The sequence below is a fragment of the Nitrospirota bacterium genome, assembly GCA_020851375.1.
GTDB lineage: Bacteria > Nitrospirota > 9FT-COMBO-42-15 > HDB-SIOI813 > HDB-SIOI813 > RBG-16-43-11.
Genome location: JADZCV010000044.1, coordinates 25254 through 52204, shown reverse-complemented (window position 1 = coordinate 52204; position 26951 = coordinate 25254). Strand labels below are relative to the sequence as shown.

25 protein-coding genes, 2 tRNA genes and 1 other RNA gene are annotated in these 26951 nt (G+C 47.4%); 26 read left to right on the top strand and 2 right to left on the bottom strand.

Features of this window, described 5'->3' with window-relative positions; translation table 11 throughout:
• Window positions 1–10: 10 nt before the first annotated feature.
• Together IT393_08375 and IT393_08370 are read left to right on the top strand one after the other, a co-directional pair.
• Window positions 11–1450, top strand: a complete 1440-nt coding sequence (locus IT393_08375; GenBank protein ID MCC7202654.1) for an NADH-quinone oxidoreductase subunit N — start codon at window positions 11–13, stop codon at window positions 1448–1450.
• Window positions 1451–1551: 101 nt separating this feature from the next.
• Window positions 1552–2889, top strand: a complete 1338-nt coding sequence (locus tag IT393_08370) for an outer membrane protein transport protein (GenBank protein ID MCC7202653.1) — start codon at window positions 1552–1554, stop codon at window positions 2887–2889.
• Between the two features lie 45 nt (window positions 2890–2934).
• Here the strand turns inward: IT393_08370 and IT393_08365 are convergent, their stop codons facing one another.
• Together IT393_08365 and hemW are read right to left on the bottom strand one after the other, a co-directional pair.
• Window positions 2935–3651 carry a hypothetical protein gene (locus IT393_08365; GenBank protein ID MCC7202652.1) on the bottom strand — a complete coding sequence of 239 codons (717 nt, stop codon included), beginning with the start codon at window positions 3649–3651 and terminating at the stop codon, window positions 2935–2937.
• A 96-nt stretch (window positions 3652–3747) separates the two neighbouring features.
• Window positions 3748–4887 (bottom strand): radical SAM family heme chaperone HemW, encoded by a 1140-nt coding sequence (hemW, locus tag IT393_08360; GenBank protein MCC7202651.1) that lies wholly within the window; start codon window positions 4885–4887, stop codon window positions 3748–3750.
• Window positions 4888–5181: 294 nt separating this feature from the next.
• Here hemW and IT393_08355 point away from each other — a divergent pair.
• From IT393_08355 to dnaK, 24 genes are all read left to right on the top strand, one after another.
• Window positions 5182–5273, top strand: a tRNA-Ser gene (locus IT393_08355).
• Window positions 5274–5463: 190 nt separating this feature from the next.
• Window positions 5464–5555: transfer RNA gene (locus IT393_08350), tRNA-Ser, on the top strand.
• Window positions 5556–5609: 54 nt separating this feature from the next.
• Window positions 5610–5708, top strand: an RNA gene (ffs, locus tag IT393_08345) — signal recognition particle sRNA small type.
• Window positions 5709–5797: 89 nt separating this feature from the next.
• Window positions 5798–7501 carry a DNA polymerase III subunit gamma/tau gene (gene dnaX / locus IT393_08340; GenBank protein ID MCC7202650.1) on the top strand — a complete coding sequence of 568 codons (1704 nt, stop codon included), beginning with the start codon at window positions 5798–5800 and terminating at the stop codon, window positions 7499–7501.
• 6 nt (window positions 7502–7507) lie between these two features.
• A complete protein-coding gene (locus tag IT393_08335) occupies window positions 7508–7831 on the top strand; it encodes a YbaB/EbfC family nucleoid-associated protein (GenBank protein ID MCC7202649.1) in 324 nt (107 codons plus the stop codon).
• A gap of 1 nt (window position 7832) precedes the next feature.
• The gene (gene recR / locus IT393_08330; GenBank protein MCC7202648.1) at window positions 7833–8429 is read left to right on the top strand and encodes a recombination protein RecR; all 597 of its coding nucleotides are present in this window, start codon (window positions 7833–7835) and stop codon (window positions 8427–8429) included.
• Between the two features lie 21 nt (window positions 8430–8450).
• Window positions 8451–8810, top strand: a complete 360-nt coding sequence (locus IT393_08325) for a PilZ domain-containing protein (protein ID MCC7202647.1) — start codon at window positions 8451–8453, stop codon at window positions 8808–8810.
• A gap of 87 nt (window positions 8811–8897) precedes the next feature.
• Entirely contained in the window at window positions 8898–9344 is a 447-nt protein-coding gene (locus IT393_08320; GenBank protein ID MCC7202646.1) for a phosphatidylglycerophosphatase A, read from the top strand.
• Complete coding sequence (locus tag IT393_08315) at window positions 9335–9838, top strand: CinA family protein (GenBank protein ID MCC7202645.1); 504 nt, start codon at window positions 9335–9337, stop codon at window positions 9836–9838. Before IT393_08320 ends, IT393_08315 begins: the two co-directional genes overlap by 10 nt.
• Window positions 9839–9856: 18 nt before the next feature.
• Complete coding sequence (gene thpR, locus IT393_08310; protein ID MCC7202644.1) at window positions 9857–10462, top strand: RNA 2',3'-cyclic phosphodiesterase; 606 nt, start codon at window positions 9857–9859, stop codon at window positions 10460–10462.
• Window positions 10455–11492 carry a recombinase RecA gene (gene recA / locus IT393_08305; protein MCC7202643.1) on the top strand — a complete coding sequence of 346 codons (1038 nt, stop codon included), beginning with the start codon at window positions 10455–10457 and terminating at the stop codon, window positions 11490–11492. Before thpR ends, recA begins: the two co-directional genes overlap by 8 nt.
• 3 nt (window positions 11493–11495) lie before the next feature.
• The gene (locus IT393_08300) at window positions 11496–12593 is read left to right on the top strand and encodes a type IV pilus twitching motility protein PilT (protein MCC7202642.1); all 1098 of its coding nucleotides are present in this window, start codon (window positions 11496–11498) and stop codon (window positions 12591–12593) included.
• A gap of 8 nt (window positions 12594–12601) precedes the next feature.
• On the top strand, window positions 12602–13087 hold the full coding sequence (locus tag IT393_08295) for a regulatory protein RecX (GenBank protein ID MCC7202641.1): 486 nt from the start codon (window positions 12602–12604) through the stop codon (window positions 13085–13087).
• The gene (gene alaS, locus IT393_08290; protein ID MCC7202640.1) at window positions 13074–15701 is read left to right on the top strand and encodes an alanine--tRNA ligase; all 2628 of its coding nucleotides are present in this window, start codon (window positions 13074–13076) and stop codon (window positions 15699–15701) included. Before IT393_08295 ends, alaS begins: the two co-directional genes overlap by 14 nt.
• Window positions 15702–15738: 37 nt before the next feature.
• Window positions 15739–16038, top strand: a complete 300-nt coding sequence (locus tag IT393_08285; protein ID MCC7202639.1) for a phasin family protein — start codon at window positions 15739–15741, stop codon at window positions 16036–16038.
• Between the two features lie 15 nt (window positions 16039–16053).
• Window positions 16054–16473, top strand: a complete 420-nt coding sequence (gene ruvX, locus IT393_08280; GenBank protein ID MCC7202638.1) for a Holliday junction resolvase RuvX — start codon at window positions 16054–16056, stop codon at window positions 16471–16473.
• 40 nt (window positions 16474–16513) lie between these two features.
• On the top strand, window positions 16514–17542 hold the full coding sequence (gene mltG, locus IT393_08275) for an endolytic transglycosylase MltG (protein MCC7202637.1): 1029 nt from the start codon (window positions 16514–16516) through the stop codon (window positions 17540–17542).
• Window positions 17543–17630: 88 nt separating this feature from the next.
• Window positions 17631–18512 (top strand): response regulator, encoded by an 882-nt coding sequence (locus tag IT393_08270; GenBank protein MCC7202636.1) that lies wholly within the window; start codon window positions 17631–17633, stop codon window positions 18510–18512.
• On the top strand, window positions 18487–21117 hold the full coding sequence (locus IT393_08265) for a valine--tRNA ligase (GenBank protein ID MCC7202635.1): 2631 nt from the start codon (window positions 18487–18489) through the stop codon (window positions 21115–21117). Before IT393_08270 ends, IT393_08265 begins: the two co-directional genes overlap by 26 nt.
• A complete protein-coding gene (gene nadC / locus IT393_08260; GenBank protein MCC7202634.1) occupies window positions 21105–21974 on the top strand; it encodes a carboxylating nicotinate-nucleotide diphosphorylase in 870 nt (289 codons plus the stop codon). Before IT393_08265 ends, nadC begins: the two co-directional genes overlap by 13 nt.
• Window positions 21975–22553: 579 nt before the next feature.
• Window positions 22554–23543, top strand: coding sequence for a biotin--[acetyl-CoA-carboxylase] ligase (locus IT393_08255; GenBank protein MCC7202633.1), 990 nt, complete (start codon window positions 22554–22556; stop codon window positions 23541–23543).
• A 7-nt stretch (window positions 23544–23550) separates the two neighbouring features.
• On the top strand, window positions 23551–24321 hold the full coding sequence (locus tag IT393_08250) for a type III pantothenate kinase (protein ID MCC7202632.1): 771 nt from the start codon (window positions 23551–23553) through the stop codon (window positions 24319–24321).
• A gap of 34 nt (window positions 24322–24355) precedes the next feature.
• On the top strand, window positions 24356–24919 hold the full coding sequence (grpE, locus tag IT393_08245; GenBank protein ID MCC7202631.1) for a nucleotide exchange factor GrpE: 564 nt from the start codon (window positions 24356–24358) through the stop codon (window positions 24917–24919).
• 88 nt (window positions 24920–25007) lie between these two features.
• Window positions 25008–26942, top strand: a complete 1935-nt coding sequence (dnaK, locus tag IT393_08240) for a molecular chaperone DnaK (protein ID MCC7202630.1) — start codon at window positions 25008–25010, stop codon at window positions 26940–26942.
• The last annotated feature ends 9 nt before the right edge of the window (window positions 26943–26951 follow it).

Below are 26951 nucleotides of genomic sequence, written 5' to 3'. Positions count from 1 at the left end.
AGGGGTATTCATGAATTTTGACATAAACAATATAATATTCAGTATGCCGGAGATCATCATACTGGCCGGGGCATGCCTGCTCCTTATGTTCGACCTGGTATTGCCAAAGAGCCAGAAGCACGTTATAGCGTATCTGTCACTCGCTGTTGTCATCATAGCCGGGGCTCAGACATGGATGCTTTCAGACAATATAGCCCATATCTTTGACCGGATGTTCATGTTTGACGGTTATGCACTGTTCTTCAAATTTGTGTTTTATATCGCAACCCTGCTTGCGATCCTTCTTTCGATAAATTACATGAAGATTGAAGGGGGGAGTTATGGAGAATATTATGTGCTGATCCTGTTTGCCCTTAGCGGTATGATGATAATGGCGTCAGGCACAGACCTGCTGAGCATCTACGTAGGGCTTGAGCTGATGGCCCTCTCTATATACATTCTTACCGGATTTACGCAGCATTATGGCAGGTCAAACGAGGCTGCAATGAAATACATTATCCTTGGGGCATTCTCATCAGGAGTCCTGTTATACGGCATTTCACTTATTTACGGGCTGACAGGAACTACTCAGTTGACTGACCTTGCTTTGGCGCTGAAGGGGCAGGATAGCATGGATATGTCGTTGCTGCTTGCAGTAATATTTCTTGTGGCCGGTTTTGGCTTCAAGGTTGCTGCAGTGCCATTCCACATGTGGGCTCCTGATGTTTATGAAGGCGCGCCGACATCAATTACCGCATTCATGTCGGTAGGCCCGAAGGCAGCGGCCTTTGCTGCCATTCTCCGTGTATTCATAGATGCCCTTGGTCCTGTTGCAGCGAGCTGGGAGACGATACTTGCGCTTGTGGCTGTTGTCACAATGGCAACAGGAAGCCTGTTCGCACTTGTACAGACCAACATAAAGAGGATGCTTGCCTACTCCAGTATTGCCCATGCCGGCTATGCACTTCTCGGTGTTGTTGCAGGAGGCCGCGACGGTATATCAAGCGTGATGCTCTATATGCTGATTTATACCCTGATGAATATGGGTATATTCGGTACCATTATAATGATGAGAAAAGGGGATTTCAGGGGAGAGAATATACATGACTATACGGGCCTCTCCAAAACGAACAAATTGACGGCATTTCTGATGCTTATATTCCTCTTTTCGCTGGCCGGCATCCCACCCACAGGCGGCTTTGTAGGCAAGTTTTATATCTTCATAGCCCTTGTAAGCAGGGGACTGATCCCCCTTGCCGTTATAGCCGTGCTGTTCAGTGCAGTCTCGGCATATTTCTATATACGCATTGTGATGCTGATGTACATGAAAGAGCCAACGCACAGGTTTGATCTTGCGGCTACGCCCGCCAGCGGTATTGCGATTGCCATCGCTGTTATCGGTACACTCGTCATTGGCATCCTGCCGTCATGGTTTCTTGAGATGGCTCAGCGGGCGGCATTCCCGGTTTAAGCATAACAAAACAGAAAGGAATTTCGATGAAACACACCCTCACATACATTTCCCTCATCATCCTGTGTACTATGACAGCAGTCTGCGTTTTCCCCGGAGCAGTGCTGGCGACGAATGGTTATCAATTAATCGGGGTAGGCCAGGTGCAGAAGAGCATGGGAGGGGCAGTAACTGCAGCGCCGCTGGACACTATGACGGCGATAAGCAATCCTGCGGGGATGGCGCGTGTAGGAGAACGGGCTGACTTCAGCATGGAGGCGTTTATGCCTGTGAGGTCTGTTGACTTTGGTTCAATGGGAGGCGGAAACACCAACGGAGGCTCTGAATTATATGGCATACCATCAGTAGGATGGGTTGCAAAGGCATTTAACCGTGACAATGTATATTTTGGGGGCGGCATGTTTGCGACATCAGGACTTGGCGTTGATTACGGCGAGGTGCTTATGATGCCTGGAACTGCGCTCGATGCTATGGCAGGGGTTGCCCCGGGTACGCATGATGACGTTACTTTTGACGGCTTCTCAGGTATCCAGTTCTGGAAGATGGCGCCGACTGTGGCATGGAATGTCAATGACAGACTGAGTCTCGGCGCATCACTGAATCTTGACTATCAGTCTGTAACAATCATGGAGAGGCTTCGCAGTGTCCCGTTCAATCCTCCTGCTCCGGGGGCATATAATCAGATGGATGTCAATCTTGACCTTGGAAGACCTACAAATCAGCTGGGGGTCGGGGCAACTGTCGGCGCTCTGTATGATGTCAGTGATAAGGTCACCATCGGGTTTTCTTATGCGACTGAACAGGTCTTTGGCGACGGCGACTACCGGGTTGGATCAGGCGATGTACAGAACTATAATGGGGCAATGGGCACAGCCGGTATCTACAAGCTGGATCTTGATTATCCTCAGCAGGCTGCTGTTGGGATTGCATTTCGTCCTGATAAGAAGTGGCTGATTGATTTTGATATCAAGTGGCTGAACTGGTCAGGCACACATGACAAGGTGACTCTTAAAGGTCCTTCCAACTCATTTGACACCGATATGAACGGTATCGGGGATTCAAATCAGACAAAGCTTGAATTCGGGTGGGAAGATCAGTACGTTTATGCAATCGGCGCCCAGTATCAGGCCAATGACAGGCTGGCGCTTCGTGCCGGATTCAATTATGGCAAAGCCCCTATTGATGAAGCGGACGTCTTTAATAACCTGATTTTTCCTGCCTATGTAGAGAGACACCTGACATGCGGTTTAGATTATCAGCTCGGCGCTCACTGGGGGATTGGCGGTGCATACAAGAAGGCATTTAAAGAAACAGTAACCGGAAAGGGTGATGTGCCGGCGGGATTTACAGCCATGACGCCGTTTCCGGCTGACTCAGGAGCAAAAACCTCTCTTGAAGAGGATTCCATCGGTCTCCTGATCTCATACCGGTTCAGATAGCATGATTCCTGGAAAGAGGCGATGACGCGAATATTTTAGCGAAGGCTATAATACCGGCATATCTTTAAATTCTGCTTCTTCGTAGCCGCAGGTAGAGCATTTCCATGCTCTTGCCTGCTCGTGCCATTTTGCCTTATGTCCGCAGGCGCGGCAATTTTCATATTCCTGATTCTTTTGGGAATAGTCAGAGTTTTCAAAGAGACCGTTTGGGTTTTCTTCTTTTATTCCGGTGGTAAACTCAACAACCCTTCTCTTGATTTCTGTAATCTCTTCCGCAATTCCTGACAGCACATTATCAATTTCCTTTTCAATGGATTTTCTCTCATCGTCGCGTGATGCCGTACTGCTCAGGATTTCCTGTTCCTCCAGCTCCAGCCTTGCTATTTTCTCACGCAGGGCTGATATCTCGATTCGGATCTCCAGTGACTTGGATTCCATTCTCTTTTGTTCATCGCGCAAGTTGGGAAGAGAGGACTTGAACTTCTTTTCAAATTTATTCAATTCCGAAAGTTGACCATCTGCAGCCCCAAGGATTTCGTTCTGGTTCAATCCTGAAGTGCATGACAATGCCTTGATGGCAGCCTGATAGCGCTGCTTTTCTTCAGGGATGATGTCCCGGAAGGAATCGAGAAGTCCCCGGAACTTATCAAATGTCCCGTTAACACCTGAGATTTCCTTTTTGATCTCCTCATGCAGATGACTGAGATCTATAGATAGATCTGCGTTTACATTAGCCCTTTTATTTTTTGTTGAAGCGCCCATGGATTTCCTCCTATGGTATATATAAACGGTAGAATTCAGATTTTACTGAAATGATTACATCTAAACGGTCAAATAAATATCCCTATGCAGGTGTCTTTATACAAACCTGAGCGCCACGTCATTATAAAAGAGGATACCTTTGCGTGTAAGCCTGATATGGTCATTATCACAGATCAGAAGACCATCATTCCTCAGCTCCTCTGTTGCATCTTTAAATACTTCTTCAATCTTAATCCCGAACCTGATTTCAAGGTCCTTTATGTCAATCCCTACCATCATCCTCAATTTCAAAAATACTGCCTCAGACATGGCGTTTTCCCTGGACAGGGTTTCCTCTTCATCAACTGCAGTGCCATTCCTGTTTATGCGGCTCAGATAATCTTTGAAGTCAGGAGTATTTGCTATTCTTATACCCCATCCTTTTCTGTGATATGAATGGGCTGAAACACCTAAACCCAAATAGCCCCTGCCAGTCCAGTATGTCTGATTATGACGCGACCGGAAACCAGGCAGCGCATAGTTTGAGACTTCATAGTGCTCATATCCGGCAGAAACAAGTGTGTCAATTGCCGCAACGAGCATGTCCGCCTGTTCTTCATCAGGCGGCAGGACCAGCGAACCTTTTTCCTGTTTCTGATGAAAAGGGGTGGCTTCTTCAATCGTAAGGCTGTATGCCGAGATATGCTCAGGATAGAGGGATACCGCAGCCATCAGATCATCTGTCCAGTCCTGCAAAGACTCTCCTGAAATGGAATGGATCAGGTCAATTCCTATGTTATCGAATCCAGCCATTCTGGCTGATTCAAAGGTAATACGGGCATCTTTGCTGCTGTGGTACCTGCCGAGGCCCTGCAGCAGCCGGTCGTTGAATGACTGGACGCCGATGCTGATGCGGTTTATTCCGGCCTTTTTGTAGTCCCTGAGTTTGGCCGGATCAATCGTGCCGGGATTTGCCTCAATGGTTATCTCAGGATTCATCAGCCTGAACCTGTTTGAAATAGCTGAAAGAATAGTTGACAGGCTGCCGGGTGAGATGAGTGAAGGGGTTCCGCCGCCGAAATACACGGTTTCAGCGTAAGACGACTGTGTCTCGCTGTAACGTGTATCTATCTCTTTTAATATGGCGCTGACATATTCTTCTTCAGGTATTGTACCTGGGGTAATTGATACGAAGCTGCAATAGGGGCATTTAGTCCTGCAGAAAGGTATGTGGATATAGATTCCGATGGTTTCCAGGGCTGCTACTTCCTGCGGTGATGTGTCTTAGATGAGGATTTCCCGGGCGTCTTGTCACTTTTGTTTTCACTGCGCCTTTTCGAGGCATTGCTGATGACAAAGCGGCCATGCAATATGCAGCCTTTCATCCCGGGTTCACACGGCCGGACCTCTGCGATAGTACATTTTTCATTTACTTCATGTGGACATCCCCAGTTGCTCATACCTCACCTGTGTTAAATTCTATATTGCAGCAAATACATTGTCAAACGGTCAATTGTCTATTAATATAAATTCGACTATACTTAACCGCACGGAGAGATGGCCGAGTCCGGTTGAAGGCGACTGCCTCGAAAGCAGTTCTGGGGGTAACTCCAGCGGGGGTTCGAATCCCTCTCTCTCCGCCAGAAAAATTGCCATGCAATTTTCACTTATAGCTTGCAGCGTATAGCTTCACATGACTGTATCACGATGATACGGTGAAGTGAAGTCAGGATCAGGCACTGCCGGGACTATCCTGGTTGGATTGATGCGGTCAATTATCTCTTGACCTGATATATCAATTCCCCTAAAATTGCAGGATAGCATGAAATGACCGGAGAGGTACCCAAGTACGGCTTAAGGGGCGTGCCTGGAGAGCACGTGTACTGGTAACGGTACCGTGGGTTCAAATCCCACCCTCTCCGCCAGGAAAATTGCGTGGCAATTTTCACTATTTGTTTCCTGAACGCAGCCGGGAACAGGGCAGGAGGCTGCGCAACATAGGCTTGTGAACCCCGACAGGTCCGGAAGGAAGCATCGGTAAGCAATCACCTTTGTGTGCCGCAGTTACTCCTGTCTAATCCCGGTTGCGTTCAGGAAACAGGTTAATGTTTAAGAATTTCCACAGGTGTCAACCGGAGAGTTTTTTTTCGCAGCATGTAATGGCATTATGAGTTATCAGGTCCTTGCAAGAAAGTGGCGTCCCAGATCCTTCCAGGAGCTTACAGGCCAGGAACACGTATCTAAGACTATAGAGAATGCGATCAGGTCTGATCGTATGGCACACGCATATCTGTTTTCAGGTGTTCGGGGGGTTGGAAAGACTACTGTAGCAAGGATACTTGCCAAGTCTCTTAATTGTTCCGATGGCCCGACCCCAACACCCTGTATGAAATGCCAGTCGTGCAAAGAGATTACCGATGGCTATTCCGTAGATGTAATTGAGATTGACGGGGCGTCTCACACAGGAGTGGACAGTGTACGGGAACTCCAGGAGAATGCCCGCTATGCCCCCATGAGAGGGCGATACAAGATATATATTATTGATGAAGTTCACATGCTCTCCACGTCGGCCTTTAATGCATTGCTGAAGATACTGGAAGAGCCTCCCCCGCATCTGATTTTTATCTTTGCCACGACGGAGCCCCACAAGATTCCAGGTACAATACACTCAAGGTGCCAGCACTTCCAGTTCAGGAGGATAAGCTACAGGGAGATAGTGGAACGTCTCAGGTTTATCCTACAGGCAGAGGGGATTAATGCCGGAGAAGATGCGCTGTCTGTAATTGCAAGATCCTCTGACGGCAGTATGAGGGATGCACTGAGTCTCCTTGATCAGGCGATAGCCTATACAGGAGGCAATCTGACAGGCGGGGATGTGTCATGTATACTGGGGCTGGCAGACAGCATGACAACCCCATTTGTACTCAGCATATTGAACAGGGATTCATCAAAGGCCCTGCTGATCATAAAAGATGCCATTGACGGTGGCTATGATGTGAAGCAGTTCTGTTCAAACGTTGTTGGGTATTTGAGAGATCTGACTATGGTCATGCTTGGCATGGGCGCCGAGGTTATTGATTTGCCGGAAGAGGGCATTGCTGAAATGGGCAGGCTGACAGAGAATGTGCAGACAGTGGATCTGCAGAGACTGTTTGTAATTTTCGCAAAGGTGCTTGATGAGATGAAGTGGTTTCCATATCCGAGGTTCTCACTGGAGATGGCTGTTGTCAGGGCCTCAAATCTTAGACCTGTTGCTGCGGTTGATGAGATACTTGACAGGCTGGAAAAAATGGAACACAGGATCGTAAAACAGACAGCCGGGGCAGAATATAATTCTGTACCCGATAAACGGTCATCCGTGTTTCAGGCGCAAGAGGTCCAGAAGAATGTGCAGGATGATAAATTGAATGAGTATCCGGATGAAAAGCAGATTAACCCTCAGGCATCTAAATCAGATACATGTCCTGTTGCTGCATGGAAGAATATTCTCAACGACATACACAACAGCAGGCCGAGCCTTGCTTCCTATCTTGAACAGGGAACTCCTTTAGGCTATGATAATGGTATCCTTACCGTAGGATTTAACGGCAGCGGGGCAATTTTTATTAATCTGATTGAGAGAAAAGACAGCAGGGATCATGTTCTCAGGATTGCAAAGAATTATCTGCCTGATATATGTGGAGTTACATTTACTGCATCTGTCCCGGCTGCAAAGAAATCCGGCAGTCCGGCATTGACTGAATATATGGCTGCTGCTCACGAGAAGCGGCAGGAGGAAGTTGAAGAAGCCTTCTCAGATCCGATTGTGAAAGACGCAATTGATATACTCAACGGTGAATTGATAGAGTTAAGAAACAGAAAGGGAGGATAAGGGTAAATGTCAAAAAAGATGTTCGGGGATATTATGAAGCAGGCTCAGAAGATGCAGGAACAGCTTGCCAGGGTTCAGGAGGAGGCGGCCGGTAAGATCGTGGAGGCATCATCCGGCGGCGGAATGGTAACGGTCACGGCAAACGGACGTCAGGAGGTATTGTCAGTAAAGATCGAACGTGATGTTGTGAATCCTGACGACATTGAGATGCTGCAGGACCTCATTGTTGCGGCTGCAAATGAAGCGCTTAAGAAAGGCCGTGATATGCTGGCAGATGAGATGAAGGCAATGACAGGCGGACTTGGATTGAATATCCCGGGTTTAATGTAGCATGAATAATGTTACCTCCTTTAGCAGGCTTATTGATGAGCTAAAAAAACTTCCCGGCGTTGGACAGAAGACAGCGCAAAGGTTTGCCTTTTTTCTGCTGAAGATGCCGGCTCCTGATGCAAAGGCGATAGGGCAGGCAATCATAGATATGAAGGACAAGAGCAGGTTATGCTCAGTCTGCAACAATATTACGGAAGATGACCCCTGTGTCATATGCCGTGATGCAAAAAGGGACAGGAGCAAGATCCTTGTTGTAAAAGAGCCCGGTACGCTTTATACTATAGAAAGGACAGGGGGATACAAGGGGCTGTATCATGTTATGATGGGCGCCCTGTCTCCTCTTGACGGCATAGGACCTGACGATATCAAGATTGAAAGTCTGCTGAAAAGGGTGGAGAAGAATGGTGTTGAAGAACTTATCCTCGCAATGGACCCTGATATGGCAGGTGAGGCGACTGCCATGTATCTGACAAAACTCATTAAGCCTATGGGCATTCACGTTACCCGCATAGCTTACGGTATCCCTGTTGGAAGTGATATCGAATATGCTGATGAACTTACCCTTGTCAAATCGCTGGAAGGACGAAGAGATATTTAACATCTGTCTGCAGGGGGTAGTATGGTCACTAACAAGAGAAGGCACAAAAGGGTCAGTTTCATAAAAGAGATAGACATTCAGTGCCCTCATAATGAGGTTATTACTGCAATAGTAGTCAATATCAGCCGCAGCGGAATCGCCACTTACTGTAGTAAACCGCCGGAAGTAGGGTGTGAGGTTGCACTAAATCTCCTGTTTGCTGATGAATATAAGGTAGACAGGACAGAGGTTGTAATAGGAAAGGTATGCTGGGTCAAGTCTCTCGAAGACTTCTACGCTGCCGGGATTCAGTTTAAATCGTTAAACGAACATAAGCATTTCATGACTCTTGCATATCTGGATTACGCAGAGGGGTTTGAGCAGCCGTATTTAAGCGAATAACATTTCAATTTTATTGACAGCAATGACATGCAATGATAGTATCAGTCTTGTAATTTGATTTATGTGCGGCCATTCTATAACCTGCTGATCAGGTTTCTTGCCTCAGGTTTCTTCGCAGGCTACTCCCCGGTTGCGCCGGGAACGGTTGGCAGCCTTGTGGGAATCCTTGCTTATTTCTTCCTCCGGGATGTTTCGTATACAGCATATGCTGTAATTCTAATACTTACTCTCATCGCCGGAGTTTTTATTGCCGGTGAGGCTGAGAAGATTTATAAGACAAAAGACAGCTCACACATAGTAATAGATGAGATTGCCGGTGTTTTTTTTACTTTTCTATTTCTCCCGGCGGGTGTCAGTTTGCTGATTGCAGGTTTTGCCGCATTCCGTTTCTTTGATATTCTGAAACCATTTCCCATCAGATTAATTGACGAGAAATTAAGGGGCGGATGGGGTATAATGCTTGATGATGTCCTGGCGGGCGTTTATGCCGGTATTCTTATCAGATTGATCGGATGGGGGACAGGATGGCTCTAAAACCGGGAGTGGAGTCTGCTGAAGAGATAATAGGCAGGCTGCTCAGAAAGAAGGGATGGCGGCTGGCAATTGCTGAGTCGTGCACAGGTGGTTTGATTGGGCACAGGATAACCAATGTTCCGGGGAGTTCTGATTATTTTGATGCCGGTGTTATTTCCTATAGCAATGATGCAAAGAGGGCGCTTTTAAGCGTCCCTGATGAGACTATCAGGACTTACGGCGCTGTGAGCCGTCAGACTGCAGTTGCCATGGCCGAGGGTATTCGCAAATTAAGGGGAGTTGAGGCCGGAGTGGGAGTCACAGGCATAGCCGGTCCTTCGGGTGGAACGGAAACAAAACCTGTCGGTCTTGTATATATTGCCTTGTCCTCGTCTGTTCATACAGAGTGCAGGGAGTTCAGGTTTGACGGTGACAGGGATATTATAAAGCTGCAGGCGTCAGAAGCAGCGCTGGAAATGCTAAGGATGATGCTGGAAGAGCCGGTCATTGTATAATAAATTGCAGGGTGGGTAATGCAGTTGCGCTGTTTTATAGCAATATCATTGCCGGAAGAATTAAAGGCTGTAATATCAGGTATTCAGGAGAGGCTGAAGACTGCCGGCGCCGATGTCTCCTGGACAAGACCGGAAGGTATGCACCTTACACTCAGGTTTTTCGGTGAGACAGATGAGACAGGGGTCCGTAAGATAGAAAAGGCGTTGGATGCGGCGGTTGACGGCATATCATCATTTACACTTGCTGTTTCAGGGATAGGGATGTTCCCTGATATGAAGCGGCCGAGGGTGGTCTGGATTGGATTGAAGGACAACAGCAGCACACTCCTGAGACTTAATAAGCGGGTGGAAGAGGAATTAAAGAAGGTGGGATTCCCCGCAGAAGTACGCAGATTTACGCCCCACATAACACTTGGGCGCATCCGGTCTGACAGAAGTATGGGTAATTTGTCAGGATTGATTGATGATATGAAGGATATTAATCCAGAAAGATTTGAGGTCATGAACCTGCACCTGATAAAGAGTGATTTAAAGCCGTCCGGGGCTGTGTATACTAATCTTTATTCCACTGTGTTAAATTCAGGAGGATATGTGAACAATAGAAAGGAGACTGGTCATGGGTGAGAAAGATCAAAAGATGAAGGCGCTTGATTTGGCCCTTTCACAGATTGAGAAGCAATTTGGCAAGGGGGCTATTATGCGTCTGGGAACAGACGGTACGCTGGCGGATATGGCGGTGATTTCTACAGGGTCCCTTGGTCTTGATATTGCGCTCGGTGTGGGTGGAATGCCAAGGGGGAGGGTTGTGGAGATCTTCGGTCCTGAGTCATCGGGCAAGACAACACTGTCCCTTCACGTGATTGCAGAGGCGCAGAAAAATGGCGGAGTTGCTGCGTTTATTGATGCCGAGCATGCACTGGACGTCAGTTATGCTAGAAAGCTCGGTGTCAGCATTGATGACCTGTTGATTTCCCAGCCTGATACAGGGGAGCAGGCGCTTGAGATCGCTGAGACCCTTGTCAGAAGCGGGGCTATTGATGTTATTGTGGTGGATTCTGTTGCTGCCCTTGTGCCCCGCGCTGAGATTGAAGGGGAGATGGGTGATGCTCACATGGGACTTCAGGCGAGACTAATGTCCCAGGCGCTGAGAAAGCTGACTGCCGCCATCAGCAAGTCCATGACAACTGTAATCTTCATCAATCAGATAAGGATGAAGCTTGGCGTGATGTTCGGAAACCCGGAGACTACTACGGGGGGTAATGCACTGAAGTTCTACTCATCGCTGAGACTTGATATCAGAAAGATTGAGACGATTAAGGAGGGACAGGATGTTACAGGTAACAGGGTTCGCGTTAAAATAGTGAAAAATAAACTCGCCCCTCCGTTCAAGCAGGCAGAGTTTGACATCCTGTTTAATGAGGGGATCTCAAGGCTGGGTGAGCTGCTCGATATTGGAATTGACAGGGGAATCATAGAGAAGAGCGGTTCATGGTATTCCTACAAGGGCGACAGGATTGGCCAGGGGAGGGAGAATGCAAGGCAGACATTGAAGGACAATGCCCCTATGGCAAAGGACATAGAAGTCAGCATTAAAGAGGCCTGCGGCATGCAAAAGAATGAAGCCAAAACAACCGAAAAGAAAGGTTCGGGATAAATTATGGAAATAAATGACCTGCTTGCAATTATTGTTAACCAGAATGCATCTGACCTGCATATCAAAGTAGGAAGTTATCCTGTTGTAAGGATTAATGGAGAGCTGACCTTACTCGAGAGTGCGGGAAAAGTGTCACAGGAGTCTGCCATAGCTATTCTTTCTGCCATGATGAGTGATTCACAGAAGAAGCGCTTTGTGGAAAGGAAAGAGGTAGACCTCTCATACAGCGTATCCGGTCTTGGCCGTTTCAGGGTAAATGTGTTCCAGCAGCGGGGCTCAGTAGGCATGGTGTTTCGTGTAATCCCGATGAAGATAATGACCATATCTGAACTTGGATTGCCGAAGATACTGGAAAAGCTCGCACTTGAACCGAGGGGGTTGATCCTGGTTACAGGTACTACCGGAAGCGGTAAATCCACTTCGCTTGCGGCAATGATTGAACATATCAATACGTACAAGACGATGCATATCATGACGATAGAAGACCCTATTGAATATCTGTACAGGGACAAAAAGAGCCTGATAAACCAGCGGGAGATTGGTCAGGATGCCGACACATTTGCAAACGCACTCAGGAGCGCCTTAAGACAAGACCCGGATGTAATACTCGTGGGTGAGATGAGGGATTTCGAGACTATTTCCACTGCAATTACGGCGGCAGAGACAGGACATCTTGTGCTGAGCACACTGCATACAGTGGATGCTGTTGAGACTATAAACAGGATTATCGGGATATTTCCTCCCTATCAGCAAAAGCAGATACGCCTCCAGCTTGCATCGGTTATCAAAGGTGTAATCTCCATGAGGCTTGTGCCAAGGGCTAACGGAAAGGGAAGGGTGCCGGCAGTAGAAGTCCTGGTCGCAACTGCAACCATACGCGAATGCATATTGGATGAGGACAAGACAAGAAAGATTCATGACGTTATCGCGACAGGAGCCTCCCAGTATGGCATGCAGACCTTTGACCAGTCTCTCTACAAACTGTTTAAGGACAACCTGGTTACCTATGATGAGGCATTAATGCGATGCAACAATCCGGATGATTTTGCGCTGAAGGTCAAAGGGATACAGTCTGACAGCGACGCGAAATGGGAGAAATAGCCCGGTCAATGAGCAGTGATGAAAAAAGCAGGGCCCGGGAAACTGCACTGCGTCTCCTTGGCATGTGCGACAGGAGTAAGAGGGAACTTAAAGAGAGGCTCCTCAGGAATGGGCATTCAGCAGAAATAGCTGATAATGTCACTGCTGAAATGGAGGCCCTCGGATACATAGATGACCGCCGTTACGCTGAGAGGTTTGCTTCTGATGCTGTAAACAGGAGGAATGCCGGGCATCAGATGATTGTCTCTGCACTCAGGAAGAAGGGAGTTGCAAAGGATATAATTGACGATGTGCTGTGTAAGGTTTCAAGTGACTATTCACAGGCTGATACAGCCCGCCGGGCGCTCGGGAGAAAACTCAGAAAGTCCGGCTCCCTGCCGCTGGACAAATGGGAGATCCGCAGATTGTCAGATTACCTCAGGCGAAGAGGTTTTTCTTATGATATTATCAGGGGTGTTTTGAAAGGGACAGAACAGGATGATTACATCGGCTGACATAAGAAGGTCTTTTTTTGAATATTTCGGAAGAAATGGCCATACGGTAGTTACGAGCTCCTCTTTAATTCCACAGGATGACCCGACGCTCCTGTTTACCAATGCCGGAATGGTCCAGTTCAAACGGGTATTTACCGGCGAGGAAGAAAGGGGTTACAGTCGCGCGGTTTCCATTCAGAAGTGCCTGAGGGCCGGAGGCAAGCACAATGACCTCGAGAATGTCGGGTTTACGGCCAGACACCACACCTTTTTTGAGATGCTCGGTAATTTTTCATTTGGCGACTATTTCAAAAAAGAGGCCATAAGCATGGGATGGGAATTTCTGACGGGGGTGCTCGGTCTGCCTGAGGAGAAATTGTGGGTTTCTGTGTATAAGAAAGATGATGAGGCATATGATTTATGGAAGACAATGACAGGCATTCAGCAGGACAGGCTTGTCCGGCTTGGGGATAAGGATAACTTCTGGCAGATGGGGGATACTGGTCCGTGCGGTCCCTGTTCAGAGATTATAATTGACCAGGGGGCCGGCACAGGTTGTGGAAGGCCTGAGTGCACAGTTGGCTGTGATTGTGACAGATACCTTGAACTCTGGAATCTGGTATTCATGCAATATGAGAAAAAGGCCTCCGGAGAACTTATACCGCTTCCGCGGCCGTCCATTGATACAGGTATGGGGCTTGAGAGGATAACGGCTGTTGTGCAGGGTGTCAGGAGTAATTATGACTCTGACCTTTTTATGCCCCTGATCAGAGCAATTTCAAAGGAGTCAGGTGTGTCATATGACTCCGGGCACAGTGTATCATTAAGGGTGATTGCCGACCATATCAGGGCTGCATCCTTTCTGATAAGTGATGGGGTTATGCCGTCAAACGAGGGCCGTGGTTATGTGCTCAGGAGGATAATGAGACGCGGTGCAAGGCATGCAAGGCTTATTGGAATAAATGAACCCTTCCTGTACAGAAATGTGGATCATGCAATAGACCTGATGAAGGGGCACTATCCTGAGCTCTATATGAACAGGGATATAATCATTACTGTCACGCACAGGGAGGAAGAGGGTTTTATAAATACACTTGAGCAGGGGATGAAGATCCTTGATGATGTTATACGTCAGGTTAAGGAGAAGGGAAGCAGGACGATCCCCGGAGAGACCCTGTTTAAACTTTATGATACTTACGGATTTCCGCTGGATATTACTGCAGAGATAGCAAGGGAAAACGGACTCGTACTGGATGATGCAGGGTTTCAGGAAGCCATGGAAACGCAGCGGGAGCGGGCGAGGCGGTCATGGGTGGGTCAGGAGAAGATAAAACCTGTTTACCAGTCGCTTAAATCCAGGGTCTCGACCGGATTTACGGGTTATGAGCAGATTGAGTCAACCGGACGAATAGCAGCCATATTAAAAGACGGGGTTAATGTTGAAATGGCAGTCTCAGGAGATGAGATTGAGATAGTGTTCGATAAAACACCATTTTATGGCGAGTCAGGGGGACAGGTTGGCGATAAAGGGGTTGCTCTTGGGCCTGAAGGCAGTATGGATATTACGGATACTATAAAACCGCTTGATATTATCATCAGTAAAGCCAGGGTTACCAGCGGCGCTGTAAAGGTTGGAGAAGAGTGTCTGCTGAAAGTGAATAAAGGACTGCGGCAGGGTACTGCAAGGAGCCATACTGCTACACATATGCTGCAGGCTGCCTTAAAACAGATAGTCGGAGGACATGTCAAACAGGCAGGTTCTCTTGTGGAGCCGGACAGGCTCCGGTTTGATTTCATACATTTCAAACCGCTGACAGCAGGAGAGGTTGAAGATATCGAAGGTTTGTTAAATGAGAAGATCAGGGAAAATGTCCCGGTTGTTACTCATGTAATGGATATTGACAGTGCACTGAAGGGGGGAGCTACTGCCCTGTTTGGGGAGAAGTATGGCAATGAGGTCAGGGTCGTTCAGGTTCAGGACTTTAGCAGGGAGCTTTGCGGCGGTACGCATTGTAAGGCAACAGGAGACATAGGGGTAATCAGGATAATTTCAGAGAGCGGGATTGCCTCAGGAGTGAGGAGGATAGAGGCGCTGACAGGCGAGGCGTCTTTGAAATATTCAAAAGATACAGAAAGCAGATTCGGAGAGGTCTGTGAGGCCGTAAAAGGGGTGCGTGAAGATGCCGCTTTAAAGACAATCCGCCTCGTCTCAACAGTCAGGGAGCAGGAAAGGGAGATGGCAAGACTGAAAGATATGCTGGCCGCATCAAAGGCAAAGGATGTGGCATCTGAAATCCGCGAGGTTGCCGGTATAAAGGTGCTGTCTAAAAGGGCTGAAGGGATGAACATAGATGAATTAAGAAATTTTGGGGACTCACTTCGTTCCAGGATAGGTTCAGGGATCGTGTCTGTAGGCGCTGAGGTGGATGGCAAGGCTGCTATTCTGGTCATGGTAACCAAAGACCTATCGGATAAATTCAATGCACGTGATATAATAAACGAGATAGCTGGTCTTGTGGATGGCCGCGGAGGGGGAAGGCCGGACATGGCTCAGGCCGGAGGCAGGAAGCCTGAAGGATTAAATGAGGCGCTGGATAAGGTGGCAGAAGTTATTAAAAAAATATCAGGAATGTAGTGCCGGTCTTTAAGGCCGGCCGGAAAAGGAGGCGGTTATGCTTGATGTAATTCGTAAGGCGTTGCTCGCAGGTCTGGGCGCTCAGGAACGGGCAAAGGAGTTTATTGATGATCTTGTCAAAAAAGGGGAGTTGAATCAGAGTGATGCGGCGAAGCTGATGAATGAGGTGATGGCAAAGGCAGAGAAGAGCAGTGAAGAGATAGACAGGAAAATCAGCTCTATAGTGGAAAAAACACTTGATAAGCTGGCAATGCCTGGTAAAAGAGATATTGAGAAGCTTGAAAAGACTGTCCAGGAACTTTCAAGCCGTGTAAAGAACCTGGAAGAATCCCGCTGACTTCCGGTATAGCAGATGCGTATCCTTGCCCTGGATGTAGGAGACAAGAGGATTGGGGTTGCTATAAGCGATGAGCTTGGGATAGCAGCCCACAGCCTTACCACTATTCACCGTTCAGATCAGAACAGAGATTTTGCAACAATTAAAAAAATCATGGAAGACTATGGTGTGGAAGAGATTGTTGTAGGTATGCCTGTTATGATGAGTGGAATTATTGGCATTCAGGGAGAGAAAGTTTCCAGATTTACGGATGAACTTAAGAAGGTGGTTACGGTTCCCGTTATATTTATGGATGAGAGATTGAGCACCCGTTTTGCAGAAAAGGTATTAATTGATGCTGATGTCAGCAGAAAGAAGAGGGGAAAGGTTATTGATAAAATGGCGGCTGTAGTCATACTGCAGGATTATATGAGCATCAGGGGTAAAGGGGGATAATCCCCACGCTGCGATCTGGTAGTAAATGGGTGTATTTCGGATGAAATCTAACCGGTTCAGGATTATCATTGGAACAGCCGTGATTCTTGCTGTTCTTATTTCTGTAGCGGGATACAGCAGCCTCCTTACTATGAGGAGCTCGAATATTGAGGTGCGTATATTTGAGGTGCCGGAAGGGGTGACACTAAAGTGGATCGCAGCCAATCTTCAGAAAGAAGGTATTATTGAAAACAAAACATTATTTATGCTGGCCGGGAGGGTTCTCTTGTCAGACAAGGATGTCAGGGCAGGTGAGTATCTTTTTACTACTGATATGAGCCTCTTTGAGGTTATATCATCTTTCAGGAACGGGAAGGTAAACTACCGTACGGTGACAATACCGGTTGGGGCCAGGATTGACCAGATTGGGGAGATACTGCAGGACAAGGGTCTTGTGGACAAAGAGACATTCAGGCAGCTTACCAGGAATCATGGATTAATCAGTTTGCTGAATCTGGATTCAGAAACAGACAGCCTTGAGGGATTTCTCTACCCGGATACCTATTACTTTGTCAAAAACAGTTCACCTGACAGGATTGTACGAAAGATGATAATGAGGTTCAATAAACTCTTTACACCGGAGATGGCAGCCAGGGCATCTGAACTGCATATGAGCATAAAGGAGGTCGTGACCCTTGCGTCAGTAATAGAAAAGGAGCTTGGTTCAGAGAGTGAACGAACCCTTATCTCAGCGGTCTTTCATAACAGATTAAGACGTAAAATGCCTCTACAAAGCGATCCTACTGTTATCTATGCACTTGGTGAAGACTTCGACGGCGATCTCAAGAAGAAACACCTCATCTTTAAATCGTCGTACAACACGTATTTACAACGCGGACTTCCTCCGGGTCCAATAGGCAGTCCTACGATAGAGTCTATTCGCGCAGCCTTATATCCTGCTAATGTTGATTATCTCTACTTCGTATCCAGGAACGACGGTACACACTACTTTTCCAATAACTTTGAGGAACATGACAGGGCGGTAGCCGTGTATCAGAGGTCCCTCGCATTAAAGAAAAAGTTGAATTAAGCGGATATAACCTGTTAGGCAGTCCGGCTTGACACTTTGCGGGGTAGTATGTTAGCGTCCTTATAACATTCAGAACGGAGGAGCAGCCATGGGGAAACGGATTCTTGTTGCAGACTCAGACGGCGTAGTGCAGCAGGTAGCGTCATATTTCCTTAAGTTGGAGGGGTTTGAGGTAGAGGCGGTTGGTGATGGCGTTTCCGCAATGGAAGCAATAGACAAATTTGTACCGGATGTAATCGTTGTGAACCCGTCCCTGCCGGGTATTAATGGTGTTGAGGTCAGTCAGTTTATCAGGGAGAATCCGAAATACAGGAGTATACCCATTATATTTCTTGCTGAAAGTGAAGAACCATTACTCAATAAAATCTCTGAAGTATCCCTGGATTACGGGATTGTGAACAAACCTATTGACCCGACAAGGCTTGTCAACACACTTAAGGAGTACCTTGAGAAAGAGGCAGTTCCTCCGGAAGAAGTAAAGGAATCACTGAAGAATATTGAGGAACTGCTCGGGTGGGAGGTCTCAGAAAAGAAGGCGTCAGAGATTAAGGAAGACGTCATTGAAGAGAATATTCAGGCAGGGTCTTTTGATGTCACTGAAATGCTGACAGGTATTATTAATGTTCCTGAAATGGAAAACGCCATGAATGAGGAGACTCTGTGTGCAGATGAAACCGTCATGTGTCCAATGACATCAGAACATGCGGAAACAGAAACTGCAGTGGATGTCAAAGAGCACGATGACAGGCCAGGGCAGCCTGATGAGCATGAAAAGGCAGCGCCGGCCTTTATGTACAGTATTGAAAATGTTGAGGCAGAGGTAAAAAGCAGGATAACTGATGAAATGATAGAGACTATGGTCAGGAAGATTGCTGCTGATGTGGCGGAAAGGGTAGTGAGAGAGATCCTGCCTGATATAGCAGAGAGAGAGATATTAAAAGAAATTGAGCGACTCAAAGGTACTGAATAAGATATACGAGCCCAAAGAGGTAGAAGAGAAGTGGTATAAATTCTGGGAGGACAATGGCTATTTCCGGGCAAATCACGATGAAGGCCGTCCTTTGTTTTCCGTAGTAATCCCGCCCCCTAACATTACCGGTTCACTCCATATGGGACATGCCCTCAATACCACCATACAGGATATTATTGTCCGGTGGAAGAGGATGTCCGGATTTAATACCCTTTGGCTGCCTGGTACGGACCATGCCGGTATCGCAACTCAGAATGTGGTTGAACGTCAGCTTGCTTCAGAAGGAAGCTCAAGAAGTGAGTACGGCAGGAAGAGATTTGTTGAAAAGGTCTGGGAATGGCGGGAGCAGTACGGACGCACGATTGTTTATCAGTTGAAGCGCCTTGGCGGTTCCTGCGACTGGAGCAGGGAGCGTTTTACAATGGATAAGGGAATGTCAGAGGCTGTGCGGGAGGTCTTTGTGCGCCTCTATGAGGAAGGCCTGATATTCCGTGACAGTTACATAATAAACTGGTGTCCGAGATGCATGACTGCATTGTCTGACCTGGAGGTGGAACATGAGAATCTCCGCGGCAAATTATATCATGTGCGCTATGACCTTTCAGACGGCTCCGGTTCTCTGATAGTTGCTACCACAAGACCTGAGACAATACCTGGCGATGCGGCAGTTGCCGTAAATCCACAGGATGAGAGGTACAGGGATTTTATAGGCAGGAAGCTGATTCTTCCTGTTATCGGCAGGGAGATACCTGTTATTGCGGATGATATCGTTGATATGGAATTCGGCACAGGCGCATTAAAAATTACGCCTGCCCATGACCCGAATGACTTTGAGGCAGGCAGCCGGCATGGCCTGCCAAGGATAAAGGTCATGGATGATGATGGTGTCATGAATAACGAAGCCGGTCCATACATGGGAATGGATCGTTTCCAGTGCAGAAAGGCAATCCTTAAGGATATGACTGACAGCGGAGCCCTGGTTAAGGAAGAGGATTATGCTCATGCAGTAGGCCATTGCTACCGCTGCAAGACTATAATAGAACCTAACATATCAAAGCAGTGGTTTGTCAGGATGAAGACACTGGCTGAGCCGGCAATAAAGGCTGCAGAGGATGGTTCAGTCCGGTTTATTCCAAAGGGATGGGAGAATACATATTTTGAATGGATGAATAATATTAAGGACTGGTGTATTTCAAGGCAGATTTGGTGGGGACATCAGATACCTGCGTGGTATTGCGACAAATGCCCTGCTGTTACCGTTTCCAGGACTGAGCCGTCATCATGCAGCCACTGCGGGAGTACAGGAATCAGGCAGGACGAAGATGTGCTGGACACATGGTTTTCCTCTGCACTATGGCCGTTTTCAACCCTCGGATGGCCAAAGGAGACCGGAGACCTTAAGCGGTTCTATCCTACATCAGTGCTTGTGACTGGATTTGATATCCTTTTTTTCTGGGTAGCCAGGATGATGATGATGGGGATCAGGTTTATGGGAGATGTCCCGTTCCGGGATGTCTGCATACATGCCCTTGTGAGGGATGCCGAGGGTCAGAAGATGAGCAAGTCAAGGGGGAATGTCATTGACCCGCTTATCATTATGGATAAGTATGGCACGGATGCACTGAGATACACCCTTGCGTCAATGGCCTCACCGGGGCGGGATATAAAGCTCTCGGAAGAACGTATCGGGGGCTACAGGAATTTCGGCAATAAGATATGGAATGCTGCAAGGTTTATTTTTATGAATATGCAGGATGTGTCTGTGAGCCCTGACCTGGCAGCGTTGACACTGCCTGACAAGTGGATCCTAAGCCGCCTCAACCGGACAGTCAGAGATGTTACACAGATGCTTGGCGAGTACAGGTTTGACCTTGCCGCAGGCACAATGTACGGTTTTTTCTGGCGGGAGTTTTGTGACTGGTATGTAGAGTTTGCAAAGATACAGATGCAGGAAGGCGGCAGCATAAAGGATAATACAGTTGCTGTGCTGGGCAATGTACTTGATGCCTCACTGCGTATGCTCCATCCCTTCATGCCTTTCATTACGGAAGAGATATGGCAGCAGCTTCACGGTTCGTCAGTCATGAAGGCTCCGTATCCGGTTGCAGATGCCGCATTAATGGATGTGGACGCTGAATCCAGGATGTCATCAGTTATGGAAATCATAAAGAATATCCGGAGCCTCAGGTCAGAGCTTAATATCCCACCTTCCAGAGAAGTTGACGTCTACCTTAAGATTGACGACGATGCAGCGCTGAAATTGATTGAGGGACAGATGGACTACATTAAGAGGCTATCCTCTGCCGGCAATGTTGTAACAGGCGCAGATATTAAGCGCCCGGAGCTTTCAGCGATTATGATCTTTGCAGGCGGTGAGATCTATCTTCCTCTAACGGGAATTATTGATATAGACAAAGAGAAGGGGCTCCTTGAAAAGAGATTAAAGGGTATCTGCGACGAAATCATCCGGATAGAGAAGAAACTGTCAAACGAGAGCTTCGTTGCCAGGGCGCCGCAGGATGTTGTTCTGAAAGAGAAGGAGAAGCATAAGGAATTGATGGATCAAAAAGAGAGAATCGAGTCAAACCTTTCATGGTTGAATTAAAAAGCCTTTTATCAGCAATTGAAATAGAACAAACTATAGATGCTGCCTTGTCAGAAGACATGGGTCATGGTGATATTACTTCATCCTTGTCAGTTCCTGACAACATTGTTGCCAGGGGGATTATCACTGCGGAAGAAAACATTGTATTGGCGGGGATTGACGTGGCAGGCGCAGTGTTCAGGAGGCTCGACAGAGATGCACGTTTCCAGGTGTTTGCATCAGACGGGGATTTGGTCAGCGCTGGGACTGTCGTAGCCAGAGTATCCGGTAAGGGGAGGGCGCTTCTGTCAGGAGAGCGGACGGCCCTTAATTTCCTGCAGAGGCTCTCCGGCATTTCTACGCTGTCCAGAAAATTTTCAGACGCAGTAAAAGACCTGCCTGTACGTATTGTGGACACCAGGAAGACAACTCCAGGACTCAGGAGTCTCGAAAAATATGCCGTGAGGGTTGGAGGCTGTGCCAATCACAGATATGGCTTGTCTGACGGAGTCCTGATAAAGGAAAATCATATTGAGCTTGCCGGAGGGGTGAGAGAGGCCTTATCCGCGGCAAAGAATAATTGTCCTCACACATTGAGAATTGAAATAGAAGTAAAAGATCTTGATGAGGTAATTGATGCCGTGCAGGGTGGGGCGGACATTATCATGCTCGATAATATGGATGCCCCGATGATGCGGGAAGCTGTCAGGATTATCAGGGAGCAGTCTGATCGAAAGATAGTGATAGAGGCTTCAGGTGGCATGAGACTTGACAGGGTCAGGGATGTTGCATTAACAGGCGTGGACCTTATATCTGTCGGCGCATTGACACATGCGGCGGACTGGGCAAATATAAGTATGGACATTGCGAAGGTATAAAACATCATTAGCAGTGTTTAAGGGTGCATTTTCACAGGAGCGTTTTCAGGTGGACCGTCATGGCCTCAGGCTCACCAGGGTTCACGAAAACGTTATTCCCGCGTAAGCGGGAATCCAGACCGGGGCCTGGTTCTGGATTCCCACTCCCCGCTTAAATCCTGCAGGGACAGGTTCCGTGGGAATGACGGGTATACAGGGATTTTCGAGTGAACCGTCATGGCCTCAGGCTCACCAGGGTTAATGAAAACGTCATTCCCGCGTAAGCGGGAATCCAGAACGGTGGCCTGGTTCTGGATTCCCACTTCCCGCTTAAATCATGCGGGGACAGGTTCCGTGGGAATGACGGGTATACAGGGATTTTCGAGTGAACCGTCATGAACCCTTCGACTGTTCGGCACGCTCACAGCTCAGGGCTCACAAAGACAGATGAAAATCCCCCTTAGTCCCCCTTTACAAAGGGGGAAATCAGTTCCCACACTTTACAAAGGGGGAAAGTAATTCTTCTCTGTATAAAAGAGGGAAATCAGCTCCCCTCTTTATTAAAGGGGGGAGAGGGGGGATTTGGACGGTGATTTTCGGATGAAGCAGACATATCAAATAGATAACCTGATTATCAGTATACTCAAGAACAACAGCGATAGCTTCGTATCAGGCCAGCACATCAGCAGCAAGATAAAGCTCACAAGGAGCGCAGTCTGGAAGCACATCGAATCTTTAAGAAAGAAAGGGTACGTAATAGAGAGCATCCCTTCCAGAGGATACAGACTTATAGAAATACCTGACCGGCTCTCTCCTGATGATATAAGAACAAGGGTGGGTAAGCGGATTATCGGGAAAGAAATCCTCTTTTTTGATGAGGTTGATTCCACCAATAATGTTGCAATGGAGAAGGCGGGAAGCGGGGCCGCAGAAGGCCTCGTGGTTCTGTCAGAAGGACAGTCGCACGGCAAAGGACGGATGGGCCGGACATGGGTTTCTCCAAAATATGTAAATATATACCTTTCAATACTGTTTAGACCGGATCTGTCGCCGCAATATTCCCCTGTGATGACCATGATGTCTGCAGTTTCGACAGCGAGGGCGATTACTGAGGTTACAGGCCTCAGGACACAAATCAAGTGGCCGAATGACATACTGATTGACAGGAAGAAGGTTTCCGGCATCCTGATGGAGATGAATGCGGAACAGGAACGTATAAACCATATTGTGGCAGGGATAGGTATTAATGTTAATATGAAAGAGAGAGATTTTCCTGACGGGCTTCGAATGCCGGCAACATCTCTTGCAGAATGCCTTGGAAAGAAGGTGGACCGCACGGACCTGCTGTTGATGCTGATTGAAATACTGGAAGAGGACTATGAAGAGCTCAGGAATGGCGGAGTAATGTCAATCTTCAGCAGATGGCGCAAAGGATGTGATATCCTTGACAGGCGCATCAGGGTCTCTCTGCCGGGTGAAGAGATCACGGGAGTTGCAGAAGACCTTACACCTGAGGGCGGACTTGTCCTGAACCTTGACGGAAGCGGAAAAAGGATTATATATGCAGGGGATGTATCAATAATAAGGTAGAAAGGCTATGCTACTTGCTATAGATGTTGGAAATACAAATATAGTGTTCGGGTTATATGAGAATCAGAATCTCATTGATTACTGGCGCATAAATTCGGATCAGCATAAGACTGCCGATGAATACGGCATACTCTTCCGTGAGGCTGTCAAATCTGCCAATGCCGGGGTAAGGGCCATAGACTCTGTTATTATTGCCTCTGTAGTTCCGCTTCTCTCAACCACAATCAGGAAGATGGTGGAAAGGTATTTTAAGGTTACCCCTCTGTTTGTAGATGAAAATACCAGGACAGGCATAAAGATAGGCTACAAAAACCCAAAGGAAGTAGGCGCTGACCGTATTGTGAATGTTGTTGCAGCCTGTACTATTTACGGAGGACCTGTTATAATCATTGATTTTGGAACGGCGACAACACTTTGCGCAGTCAGTAAGGATTCAGAATATCTGGGTGGTGTCATTGTCCCGGGTATTATGATCTCTCTGGATGCATTGTCACAGAGGGCGGCAAAGCTTCCAAAGATATCACTGGAACTGCCTGAGACAGTGATAGGCACAGACACTGTCTCCAGCATTCAATCCGGTATCATATATGGTTATTCCGGGCTGGTAGATGAGTTGGTCGAAAGGATGAAAAAAGAGATAACCGGAGAACCCTATGTTATAGCAACCGGTGGACTGGCTGAATTGATTTCATCACATACAAGAAGTATAAAAGAGATTAACCCGATGCTGACCCTTGAGGGGCTCAGGTTAGTGTTTGAGATGAATTCAGTTGCCTGAAGAATGGATTTTCTGGTAAACGGAGGTGAACAAGGTGAAAAATAATTATTTCAATGATGAGGATAACACGGCTGCCGGGGACAGGGATATGCCGGAGGGAGATACAACCGGAGAAGAGGGTGTTGCCTCTATCCGTGAGGCTCTGGAGAAGAAAGAGGCTGAGTGCAGGGATTTACAGGATAAATATGTACGGGCTCTTGCAGAGATGGATAACTTCAGGAAGAGGATGAACAGGGAGATGACTGACTCTGTAAAATATGCCAATGAGAAGATACTTGGCGACCTTCTGGTTGTCATTGACAATATGGAGCGTGCGATAACTCATTCAAGAGAGAAGAAGGATTTTGACTCTCTTATAGACGGCCTTGAGTTGACAATGAAGGAGTTTAAGGGGGTTTTTGAAAAAAACGGGGTTCAATCTATTGAGTCTGTAGGACAAGCATTTGACCCATCGAAGCATCACGCTGTTTCAATGGCAGAGTCAGACAAACATGAAGATAATATCATAGTTGAAGAGTTCCGCAAGGGTTATCTCCTCAATGACAGGGTCCTGAGGCATTCCCTTGTAAGTGTTGCAAGGAAAAAGGGAGCAGGGTAAAAATTACCTTAATTTAGACTTGAAATCACAGCGTATGATGATTATATAGAATTGGATTGGTTATTCTTATTAAGGGAGGATTAATATCATGGGTAAAGTTATTGGGATAGATCTTGGTACTACTAATTCGTGTGTAGCTGTCATGACAGGCGGGGAGCCTGTGGTTATACCCAATTCTGAGGGGAGCCGGACTACGCCATCTGTCGTTGCTTTTACAGAAAAAGGTGAGAGGCTGGTTGGCGCCATAGCCAAACGCCAGGCAATAACAAATCCGGAAAACACGATATTTTCAATAAAGAGGCTGATCGGCCGCAAGTTTAACTCACAGGAAGTCAGCGAGGCAAGGAAGAGGCTTCCGTATAAGATTGTTGAGGCATCTAACGGTGATGCGCATGTAGAGGCCAGGGGCAAGGCGTACAGTCCGGCAGAGATATCCGCCATGATCCTTCAGAAAATGAAGCAGACTGCGGAAGATTATCTTGGAGAAACTGTTACAGAGGCAGTAGTTACTGTTCCTGCATACTTTGACGACAGCCAGAGACAGGCCACGAAAGACGCAGGGCGCATTTCAGGTCTCAATGTACTGAGAATTATAAATGAACCGACGGCAGCATCCTTGTCGTATGGTCTTGATAAGAAAAAGGACGAGAGGATAGCGGTTTATGACCTCGGCGGCGGGACGTTTGATGTCTCGATCCTTGAGATTGGTGAGGGGGTATTTGAGGTCAAATCCACTAATGGTAATACATACCTTGGAGGGGACGATTTTGACCTCCGGATCATTGACTGGATGGCTGAAGAATTCAGGAAAGATCAGGGGATTGATCTCAGAAAAGACAAGATGGCCCTTCAGAGACTGAAGGAGGCTGCTGAAAAGGCAAAGATAGAACTGTCATCTTCAATGGAGACAGACATCAATCTTCCTTTCATCACTGCAGATGCATCAGGTCCGAAGCATCTTACGATGAAGCTTTCAAGGGCGAAGCTGGAACAGCTCACAGACGACCTGGTTGACGGCTCAGTAGTTCCCTGCCGCAAGGCAATGCAGGATGCCGGTGTTACGGCAAAGGAGATAGATGAGGTTGTGCTGGTTGGAGGACAGACAAGGATGCCCAAGGTACAGAAGGTGGTTCGTGACTTCTTTGACAAAGAACCACATAAGGGCGTCAATCCGGATGAGGTAGTTGCTGTAGGGGCTGCAATCCAGGGTGGCGTATTGAAAGGAGAGGTCAAGGATGTCCTTCTGCTTGATGTGACGCCTCTTTCACTCGGTATTGAGACACTGGGCGGGGTCTTTACAAAATTAATTGAGAGAAACAGTACCATTCCTACACGTAAAAGTCAGATTTTTTCAACCGCTGCAGACAATCAGACGGCTGTGACGATAAAGGTCTGCCAGGGTGAAAGGGAGATGGCTGGAGACAATAAAATGCTTGGGATGTTCGAGCTCATGGGTATCCCGTCTGCACCGCGCGGCATTCCCCAGATTGAAGTGACATTTGATATTGATGCAAACGGTATAGTCCATGTATCTGCCAGGGATAAGGCTACGGGTAAAGAGCAGTCAATAAGGATTACTGCCTCGAGCGGATTGAACGAGGACGAGATAAAGCAGATGGTCAGGGATGCAGAGTCTCATGCTGAAGATGATAAGAAAAAGAAACAGCTTGCTGAGGCCAGGAATGAGGCAGATAATATGGTCTATTCCGTTGAAAAGTCTCTGACTGAATTTGGTGACAAGGTATCAGCGGATGAAAAAACGAGTATCCAGGCTGCTATTGATAAAACGAAAAAGGCTTTGGAGTCCAATGACGTTGATTCAATTAAGAGCGCAATACAGGAACTGAGCACGGTTTCTCATAAACTTGCAGAGGAGATGTACAAGAAGGCATCTGCACAGCAGGCAGGTGGAGGTTCTGAGGCCGGAGGGCATGGCGAGGGAGCAGAACCGGGTTCAGAGGGCAAGCCTAAAGAGGATGTGGTGGATGCGGATTTTGAGGAAGTGGATAAGGATAAGAAGTAAGCAGTTCCC

Bases quoted from the DNA above. Each gene is read 5' to 3' on its own strand.
- IT393_08375 (MCC7202654.1), top strand. From the start codon at position 11: ATGAATTTTGACATAAACAATATAATATTCAGTATGCCGGAGATCATC.
- IT393_08365 (MCC7202652.1), bottom strand. From the start codon at position 3,651: ATGGGCGCTTCAACAAAAAATAAAAGGGCTAATGTAAACGCAGATCTA.
- dnaX (MCC7202650.1), top strand. From the start codon at position 5,798: ATGAGTTATCAGGTCCTTGCAAGAAAGTGGCGTCCCAGATCCTTCCAG.
- IT393_08335 (MCC7202649.1), top strand. From the start codon at position 7,508: ATGTCAAAAAAGATGTTCGGGGATATTATGAAGCAGGCTCAGAAGATG.
- recR (MCC7202648.1), top strand. From the start codon at position 7,833: ATGAATAATGTTACCTCCTTTAGCAGGCTTATTGATGAGCTAAAAAAA.
- IT393_08325 (MCC7202647.1), top strand. From the start codon at position 8,451: ATGGTCACTAACAAGAGAAGGCACAAAAGGGTCAGTTTCATAAAAGAG.
- IT393_08315 (MCC7202645.1), top strand. From the start codon at position 9,335: ATGGCTCTAAAACCGGGAGTGGAGTCTGCTGAAGAGATAATAGGCAGG.
- thpR (MCC7202644.1), top strand. From the start codon at position 9,857: ATGCAGTTGCGCTGTTTTATAGCAATATCATTGCCGGAAGAATTAAAG.
- recA (MCC7202643.1), top strand. From the start codon at position 10,455: ATGGGTGAGAAAGATCAAAAGATGAAGGCGCTTGATTTGGCCCTTTCA.
- IT393_08300 (MCC7202642.1), top strand. From the start codon at position 11,496: ATGGAAATAAATGACCTGCTTGCAATTATTGTTAACCAGAATGCATCT.
- IT393_08295 (MCC7202641.1), top strand. From the start codon at position 12,602: ATGAGCAGTGATGAAAAAAGCAGGGCCCGGGAAACTGCACTGCGTCTC.
- IT393_08285 (MCC7202639.1), top strand. From the start codon at position 15,739: ATGCTTGATGTAATTCGTAAGGCGTTGCTCGCAGGTCTGGGCGCTCAG.
- ruvX (MCC7202638.1), top strand. From the start codon at position 16,054: ATGCGTATCCTTGCCCTGGATGTAGGAGACAAGAGGATTGGGGTTGCT.
- mltG (MCC7202637.1), top strand. From the start codon at position 16,514: ATGAAATCTAACCGGTTCAGGATTATCATTGGAACAGCCGTGATTCTT.
- IT393_08270 (MCC7202636.1), top strand. From the start codon at position 17,631: ATGGGGAAACGGATTCTTGTTGCAGACTCAGACGGCGTAGTGCAGCAG.
- nadC (MCC7202634.1), top strand. From the start codon at position 21,105: ATGGTTGAATTAAAAAGCCTTTTATCAGCAATTGAAATAGAACAAACT.
- IT393_08255 (MCC7202633.1), top strand. From the start codon at position 22,554: ATGAAGCAGACATATCAAATAGATAACCTGATTATCAGTATACTCAAG.
- IT393_08250 (MCC7202632.1), top strand. From the start codon at position 23,551: ATGCTACTTGCTATAGATGTTGGAAATACAAATATAGTGTTCGGGTTA.
- dnaK (MCC7202630.1), top strand. From the start codon at position 25,008: ATGGGTAAAGTTATTGGGATAGATCTTGGTACTACTAATTCGTGTGTA.